We start from the raw sequence: 8189 nt of genomic DNA, 5'->3' as shown, positions 1-8189 counted from the left end.
ATTGCCTTCTTCTACTTCTTTGGCAGTGTGAGCTGATTGCTCTATTGTTTTGGCATCTTTTTGCAAGCCTTCTTCAGTGCGTTTGATGTTTTCATTGATGGCTTGAGCCATGACGCCGATTTCGTCGCTTGTGCTGATGCGCACTTGTTGCACAGAATCTGTCTCGTGATTTAGGTATCTAAAAAACGAAGCTATCCCGCTAGAAATGTCCCAAATCGACCTTGTAAGCTTGTAGTAAAAATAATATCCAAATGGAATAAGCAGCAAAAACAATATCACGCCCACGACAAGCGCTTCAAAAAATGTCTTTCGCATAGCATCAATCAGCGGCGCCGCCTGCCCTTCAGCCATATTTTCTAGCGTGTCTGTATATACAGCTGTAGATATCCAAATATCATCAGTGTTTGGGATAAGCTTGGCGTATGAGAGCTTCTCGGCTATGGTGTTTGTCCCATCAGGCTGGGGCTTGGTGAAGTCAAATCGCACAAAGCCCCCGCCATTTTTCGCCGCTTTATAAAGCTCGCTCACATATTGCACGCCATTGGCATCTTTGGCATCGGCTAGGTCTTTGCCTATCAAGTCTTTGCGCACTGGGTGGGCTACACTTTTGGTCTTTTTATAGACATAGTAGTAGCCGCTTTTGTCCTCTTCAAAGCGGAAGGTTTCTATCGCAGTGGCGATGATGCGGATTTTATCCTCTTCATCAGGGACATTTTTTAGCAAATCGCCTATGGTTTGCGCTGCAGACACGGTAAGCAGCTCCACGCGCTCGCTGACATTGCTGCCGATTAGCTCTAGCATATCATCATGCAGGGCTTGCGTCATATTTTTGTTGTTTAGAGAAAATTGCACGAAAATCACACACATCACCAAGCTTATGCCAAAGGCGATGATGAGCATTTTTTGTTTGATATTAAGGCGCATTGGATTCTCCTTAGTGTTTGGTGAAATAAAGCCTAAAACGCGATCTCAAAATGCCAAAATGCAAAAACCATAAACAAAAGCCGCAAAGCCACAAAAAAGCAGATTCTAGCCAGAATCTAGCCAAATCAGAATCTAAATCAAAACAATGCAAAAAAGCGATAAATACATAAAGATAATAGTGTGAAAGTCAAGCACCCCTGCCTTAGCGGGCAATTATAGCAGATATTTTGCCAAAATTTACCTAAAGCATACGCAAAAAGTCGTTGAGGATACTTGCTATATTTGTAGTATAATGTCGCCTTGCATTTTTTAAGATATATTTCCAAGATAAAAGCGCTTTAAGATATTGAGCCCAAATTATCTTGCTAGGAGCAAAGCTGTGGTTGATTATGGGATTAGATTCTGGTCAAATGATGACTTCATCATCGAAGATGGCGTGGTGAAGGTAAATCATCAAAGCAAGCCAGCACTTATAAGCATAGTAGAAGAGATACGAGAAAAAGGCTATAAGGGGCCGCTTTTGGTGCGATTTCCACATTTGATACATAAGCAGATTACCCAGCTTTTTAGCGCGTTTCGCCACGCGATAAAAGAATACGACTACAAAGGCGATTTCAAAGCTGTTTTCCCGCTAAAAGTAAATCAGATGCCAAACTTCGTGCTGCCACTTGTAGCATGCAGTCAAGACCTCTGCTATGGCTTAGAAGCAGGCAGTAAATCCGAGCTCATCATCGCTATGGCTTATACCAAAAACGGCTCGCCAATCACCGTAAATGGCTTCAAAGACAAAGAAATGATATCTCTTGGCTTCATCGCGGCAAAAATGGGGCATGACATCACGCTAACCATAGAAGGGCTAAACGAGCTAGAAACCATCATCGAAGTAGCGCGCGAGATGGGCGCGCCATATCCCAAAATAGGGCTTAGAATCCGCCTACATAGCACAGGCACAGGTGTATGGGGCAAGTCTGGCGGGATAAATGCGAAGTTTGGGCTGACTTCTACAGAGCTTTTGGAGGCTATGCGCTTGCTGGAGGATTCTAAGCTAGTGGGGCAATTTAGCATGATACATTTCCACATAGGCAGTCAGATAAGCGACATCTCCCCGCTAAAAAAGGCACTAAGAGAAGTAGGCAACATATACGCCGAGCTTAGAAAAATGGGCGCTAGCAACCTTACTTGCGTAAATATCGGCGGGGGCTTAGCAGTAGAATACACCCAGCACGAAGGACACAATGACAGAAACTACACGCTAAGCGAGTTTAGCGGCGATGTGGTGTTTTCACTCAAAGAAATCGTGCGCAACAAAAACGAGCGCGAGCCAGATATTTTCATAGAATCTGGGCGCTTCGTCTCTGCCAACCATGCAGTGCTTGTAGCACCTGTGCTAGAGCTTTTCTCGCAAGAATACGATGAGCGCGCGCTTAGGCTAAAAGAAAAAAACCCGCCACTAATCGCTGAAATGCTCGATCTCTACCAAAGCCTCACAGAAAAAAATGCTATTGAGTATCTGCATGATAGCTTGGATCATATGGAGTCGCTATTGACGCTTTTTGATCTAGGATATATCGATCTTACCGATCGCTCAAACACCGAAATCCTCGTGCATCTCATCATCAAAAAAATCATCAAACTCCTAAAGCACAAAAACCACAACGACATCATCAGAATCCAAGAACAAGTGCAAGAGCGGTATTTGCTAAATTGCAGCTTTTTTCAGAGTTTGCCGGATTATTGGGGACTTGGGCAGGGATTCCCAGTGATGCCGCTAGATAGGCTAAACCGCCGCCCTACAAGGAGTGCGAGCCTTTGGGATATTACCTGTGATTCTGATGGCGAGATCGCGTTTAACGCGCAGCAGCCGCTGTATCTGCATGATGTGGATGTGACAAAAGAGGAGTATTTTTTGGGATTTTTCTTAGTGGGCGCGTATCAAGAGGTGCTTGGCATGAGGCATAATCTTTTCACGCATCCTACAGAGTTTAGCGTGGAGTTTGATGAGGATCTAAACAAAGGCTATGAGATCACAAACCTCCTAGAAGCGCAAAATGTGCTCGATGTGCTCGATGATCTCGACTATGACACCAAAGAAATCGAGCGGCTGCTAAAACAGCGCATCGATGAGGGCGAGATAAGCGATGATGACAAAAAAGAGCTGCTAGGGCAACTCTATGTGATGCTAAGCGAAAATGGCTATCTGCGCACCATCATCAAAGAATCCAAAGAGCGGTAGAATCTAGAAAGCATCGAGAATCCAAAAAATGCCAAGTGTGGTGCGCGGGGATTTGGCGCAGATGAGTTTTGGCGCGGATGAATGTAGATTCTGCGCGGATTCTTGCAGATTCTCGCAACTTAAAGCCAAGCCACAAACAAAAGGATATAAATGAGTGAAAAACCAAACGATATAAACGCCGAGCAGATGGGAATCTGGGAGCTTTTGAAAGAGGATTTCTCTACACCCTCCAGCAGAGACCCAGCGCTCAAATCAAAAATCGAGCTATTTTTCAACTACCCGGGGCTCATCGCGCTGGCGCATTATCGCGTGGCACATCGATTATATAAAAATGAGTGGCGCGTGCTGGCGCGCATCATCATGGGTTTTGCGCAGTTTTTGAGCAATATCGACATACACCCAGCCGCGCAAATCGGGCGGCGCGTGTTTATCGACCATGGCATCGGCGTGGTGGTGGGCGAGACGGCGATAATCGGCGATGATGTGACGATATATCAAGGCGTAAGTCTTGGCGGCGTGAGCCTAGAAAAAACCAAGCGCCACCCTACGCTAGAATCCGGCGTCATCATCGGCGCAGGTGCGAAGGTGCTAGGAAATATTACCATCGGGCGCAATGCAAAAGTGGGCGCAAACTCGGTAGTGATAAAAGATGTCCCGCCAGAATCCACCGCTGTGGGAATCCCTGCGCGCGTGATACCGCCAAAAGATAGCGAAGCTGGCGAGGCGGGCGGTGGCATAAATGATAAAGCAGAATCTAGCGAGGCGAAAATCAGTGAAAATGCTGCGTATTTAGATTCTAGCCTAGAATCTAGCGCGGGCAAAAACACCGCGAGCGAGGCGGATGCCAACACGATAAGTGCGGAAAAAACGAGCGCGGATAAATGCACCGCCACTCTGCCAGATGTCAGCAAAAGCGCGCTAATGTATCTGCTAGGGCGCATAGAGATTTTGGAGCAAGAAATAATGCTAGAAAAACGCGCGGCAGAATCTGCCAAAGCCGCCAAAGCCACCAAAGCCACAAAAACCGCTGGTGCCGGCAAAATGGATTCTGGCGTGGCGGATTCTGGCGATTTTATAGATTCTAGCGCGGATTCTGCCAAAGCCTGCGAGGAAGCCAAAAAGGCGCTTGAGGAGCTAAAAGAGAATCTAAACGCGCGCTATGAAAAATATATCCAAGTGCTGAAAAATGACTAGGCAAAATCTTGCGCGTCTCCAGAATCTAAGCGCAAAATCTAAAAATCTAAACCGACCCAAAAGGAGCATCATGCAGACAAAAATGACAGCAGAAAAATACCTCAAAAAATTGCTGGAAAATTTATGGAAAAAATCTTGTGGTGGGCTTTTGGCGGAATCTCCAAAAAATCTTGCAAAAAAACTTTTAGCAAAATTTTGGATTCTCGCATGCGCGATGCTTTTTTCTAGCGCGCTAGCACAGGCGCAAATGCAAGCACAAATAGCAGAAGGCGAGGATTATATCACGCTGCAAGAGCCGCTGCCAAACGCGCAAAATACGCTTATAGAGGTGTATAGCTATGCCTGCCCGTTTTGCTATAAATACTCTAAGATTTTGCCACAAGTCATTGAGAATCTGCCGCAAGGCATGGTGTTTAAGCCTTATCATCTGGAGCAAAAGGGAAGCTATGGCAAGAGTGCAAATCTCGTGTTTGCGGCACTCATCACGATAGATGAAAATAAGGGCGTGGATATCAATGATGAGAAGCTGTCCGCGTTTCAAAAGGCCAAGCGCGCGTATTTTGATGAGTATCATATGAAAAAAAATCGCTGGAAAAATGGCGCGGATGAGGCGGGGTTTGTGCAAAGCGGGCTAAAGGCGGCGGGCGTGAGTGATGAGGAGTATCGCCTAGCACTCGAGCAGCCGCGCGCAAAAGAGCTGCTAAAAGAGTGGGGGAGTAGTTACAAAATCGCGCTGGTGCAAGGCATCCCGGCGTTTGTCGTCAATGGAAAATATCTCATCAAGACAAACGCGATAAAATCGATAGAGGATTTGAGCGCGAAAATAAAAGAGCTGGCGGAGAAATAGGCGCGCTGGCGCGCTGGCTTTGTTTTGGTAGTTTGGCGTGCGCTTTGTTGGGTTTTGCGAGTTTAAAGCGCGCAATTTTGCGACATAGATTCTGCAAAGCGGATTCCGCAAGCCAAATTTTGCAAAACTAGATTTTGCAAATGTGGATTCCAAAAATTTTGCAAAAGGATTCTGCGATAAGGATTTATTAAACACAATTTTTGCGCCAATCTTGCGCGCTGATTGCCAGAATCTAAATTTTACAGAATCTGATTTTCTAAATTTTGGCATCAAAACCAGAATTTAAAAAGCAGATTCTGGCGCGCAGTATCCACAAGAAGCAGATTCCGGCACGCCACATCTGTAATTTCAGAATCCATTTTTGGATTTTATTTTTTAGATTCTGCTTTGGGTTTGGCGCATGAGATTTAGCACGCAAAACAATATTTATTTAGCGCATGATTTTTGATATTTTTCAGTATTTTAAAATTTAGCTTTTAGATTCCGCATCCCAGTTAAAAAGCAAAAGCCAAAAGGAGCAAAACAATGACAAACAACCCAAGCCGACAAAACAAAAGCCACACAAATCACTCAAGCCACGCACGCGCAAACCGCCTGCATTCTGTGCTTTTTGCCATTGCGCGCTTGCAAGATAGGCGCTTTATCTGGCTTTTGATGTCTGCACTTAGTCTTGCTTTGGTTGGCGTGGCGCATTTTTTGTTTCAGGTTTATGGGTATATGAGCCCTTGCGAGCACTGCGTGTATATCCGCTATGCGTTTGTGGTGATGGCGCTTGGCGGGCTCATCGCTGCGATAAATCCGCGCCGCATCGCTTGCAAGATTCTGGGCTATCTGCTTGGCTTTTATGGCGCGTGTCGTGGCGTCTTTTTCTCGGTGAAGCTGTATTTTATACATCGCGCAGCGCATAGTGATGATATTTTTGGCGTGCAGGGATGCTCGGCGCAGCCGCATTTTGACTTTGGGTTGCCGCTGCATGAGTGGTTTCCTAGCTTGTTTTTGTCAAGCGGGGATTGTGGGTTTGACTACTCGATGATTCCTTCTGGCGTGGAGCTTAGCGGCTTTCATAGGGCATTTGTAGAGCTTTATACAGATGGCTGGTATCTTTTGCCACAATGGCAGTTTGGCAACATGGCAGAATGCTGCCTGCTAGCCTTTGGCACAGCATTTGTGATGCTAAGCCTCATGCTCACCTCCTCCATATTTTCGCGAGCAACACACAGCAAGGCGTAAAATCTACTTTCTAACCGTCATTGCGAGCGCTAGCGAAGCAATCCAAAAAAACAGAGAAAGGCAAAAACAGATTCTAGATTTTAGCAGAATCTAAATTTTATAGATTTTGTGCCATTAATAGATTGCTTCGTCGCACTCCGCGCGCCTCGCAATGACGGTTGGTTTCTTTGAGGTTTTGGCAAAGTGCGGTTTCTTTTAGCAATGACGATATGGCTTTTTAAATTTTTTGCTAGATGTTTAAGCTATTTCTACTGGTTTATTTATCTATATTATCTAATTTAGCTATTTTCTCTCTTGATCGACTCCTTCTAAGCCTTTGTTAAAATCGATTTCTAAATCTAGCACTTCTTTAGGAAAGATATAAGGGCGGGCAGAGGGGAGCCCATAGGTGAGGTTTGAGTAAAGCATAATACTAAAAGCGTGTAGTAAGCCAATACCTCTATAACGAAATTCCTTGCTATTTCCCACCACTATTCTCCACATCATTAGATAATATTCCTTGATACTTTCTTTTGTGGAGTCTTTATCTCTTGGATCTTTGATTACCCCTATTTTTGTTGCATAAGACATACCAAAACTCCCCCATCTTCCGCCATATACACAGCTCTCAACCTTTGAGCTTAAATCAATCAGTGTATCTGGTGGGAATTTCTCATCAAAGTATGGGTCTAAGCCATTGATAAGTCCTTTTTGTGATTTTGGTTTATCTCTATAGGCTTGTAGTCTTGCAGCTTTTGAATAAGATTTAGGAAGATTTCTATAAGCACCTCTATAATAGCTAATCAAATCATCTATACCCCCACCACCTAATGCAATAGCACAGCGAGTGCAAGCATGAAATGGAATGATTGCATAATAAAGTGTCCATTCTACCCCTGTAGGACAATAATTTGAAGCTGCAGCTAGAAAAGCAGCAGGGCTTTGGTATTTAATAGCAGCAGCTAGGTAGAGTTCTGCACCTATTAGAGAAAGCTTATTGCTTTTTCTTTGTGCCTCCTCATCAATAGCTTCCCATACTATAGATTCTAGTGCATGGTTATAGCATTCTAGTGCTTGTTCTTTATTGACTCCTAAACTAGAAGTGCCTAAATCTCTTAGATAGATTCTATCTGAATCTATGCACCATTTATACAGCTGATAATACATATAGGAGTTTTCTCCTATCTTTTCATCTAAGAGTGCTTTAGTGATGCTAGCACATTCTATGATGTCTTTTTTTGCTTCATCGCCTCCTTTAAGAGATGATTTTTTAAATAATAAGCTTGCTAGCTCTACTCCTGCTTTTAGATATCTTTCATTATAAGCGATTCTTAGGTTATTTAGTATTTCTTGCTGTGTTAAGGGAGTAATGTCATTAAAATATGTTTTTTCATGTTTTTTTAGTAATTCTTGAGCTTTATTATAAGAGGTTTTGGCTCTATCGCTTATTCTAGGGCTATAGGTATATGGTTCATAATCTACGCTTACATAGGGAAAGAGACTAGATTTTATCTCACTCTTTTTTACTATCATTTTTCTTTGTTCTTTATAGCTTAGATTTTTGAACTTTTCTTTTTCTTCTTTACTCCATTGTATGCCATTGGGAGCTGGTTTGTAGGATCTAAGGGTTTGGAGGATGAAGTTAAGGTAGAAGAGTCTTACATCTTCACCTACAATATTATTATGCTTAGTGTCCATTTCAGATTTTAGTTTGAGTAGCCTCTGATAATAGCTTAATTCTGCCTTTTTAAATATATCATCTACACCTTTCATTGCTTCTCC

At 43.7% G+C, this 8189-nt stretch carries 6 protein-coding genes and 1 pseudogene; 5 read left to right on the top strand and 2 right to left on the bottom strand.

The window, feature by feature from the left end; translation table 11 throughout:
* A partial coding sequence (locus BKN38_RS07995; protein ID WP_176754201.1) for a cache domain-containing protein occupies positions 1 to 924 on the bottom strand: 924 nt, incomplete at its 3' end.
* A 379-nt stretch (positions 925 to 1303) separates the two neighbouring features.
* On the opposite strand from BKN38_RS07995, the gene speA reads away from it, so the two are divergent.
* The 5 genes and pseudogenes from speA (at position 1304) to dsbI (ending at position 6428) form a co-directional block, all read left to right on the top strand.
* The gene (gene speA, locus BKN38_RS07990; RefSeq protein WP_066457623.1) at positions 1304 to 3157 is read left to right on the top strand and encodes an arginine decarboxylase; all 1854 of its coding nucleotides are present in this window, start codon (positions 1304 to 1306) and stop codon (positions 3155 to 3157) included.
* Positions 3158 to 3185: 28 nt separating this feature from the next.
* A complete protein-coding gene (locus BKN38_RS12010; RefSeq protein WP_256325572.1) occupies positions 3186 to 3311 on the top strand; it encodes a hypothetical protein in 126 nt (41 codons plus the stop codon).
* A gap of 32 nt (positions 3312 to 3343) precedes the next feature.
* A pseudogene (cysE, locus tag BKN38_RS12005) lies at positions 3344 to 3973 on the top strand (serine O-acetyltransferase); the annotation flags it as partial.
* A gap of 448 nt (positions 3974 to 4421) precedes the next feature.
* Complete coding sequence (locus tag BKN38_RS07980; protein WP_233712834.1) at positions 4422 to 5198, top strand: thiol:disulfide interchange protein DsbA/DsbL; 777 nt, start codon at positions 4422 to 4424, stop codon at positions 5196 to 5198.
* A 525-nt stretch (positions 5199 to 5723) separates the two neighbouring features.
* The gene (dsbI, locus tag BKN38_RS07975; RefSeq protein ID WP_082942647.1) at positions 5724 to 6428 is read left to right on the top strand and encodes a protein-disulfide oxidoreductase DsbI; all 705 of its coding nucleotides are present in this window, start codon (positions 5724 to 5726) and stop codon (positions 6426 to 6428) included.
* Positions 6429 to 6710: 282 nt separating this feature from the next.
* On the opposite strand, the gene BKN38_RS07970 is transcribed toward dsbI, so the two are convergent.
* On the bottom strand, positions 6711 to 8180 hold the full coding sequence (locus BKN38_RS07970) for a hypothetical protein (RefSeq protein WP_070957778.1): 1470 nt from the start codon (positions 8178 to 8180) through the stop codon (positions 6711 to 6713).
* Between the last annotated feature and the right edge of the window lie 9 nt (positions 8181 to 8189).

The sequence above is a fragment of the Helicobacter sp. CLO-3 genome (assembly GCF_001854545.1).
GTDB lineage: Bacteria > Campylobacterota > Campylobacteria > Campylobacterales > Helicobacteraceae > Helicobacter_B.
This window is presented reverse-complemented; position numbering and strand designations above follow the sequence as displayed.

Bases quoted from the DNA above. Each gene is read 5' to 3' on its own strand.
- BKN38_RS12010 (WP_256325572.1), top strand. From the start codon at position 3,186: ATGCCAAGTGTGGTGCGCGGGGATTTGGCGCAGATGAGTTTTGGCGCG.
- BKN38_RS07970 (WP_070957778.1), bottom strand. From the start codon at position 8,180: ATGAAAGGTGTAGATGATATATTTAAAAAGGCAGAATTAAGCTATTAT.
- BKN38_RS07980 (WP_233712834.1), top strand. From the start codon at position 4,422: ATGCAGACAAAAATGACAGCAGAAAAATACCTCAAAAAATTGCTGGAA.
- dsbI (WP_082942647.1), top strand. From the start codon at position 5,724: ATGACAAACAACCCAAGCCGACAAAACAAAAGCCACACAAATCACTCA.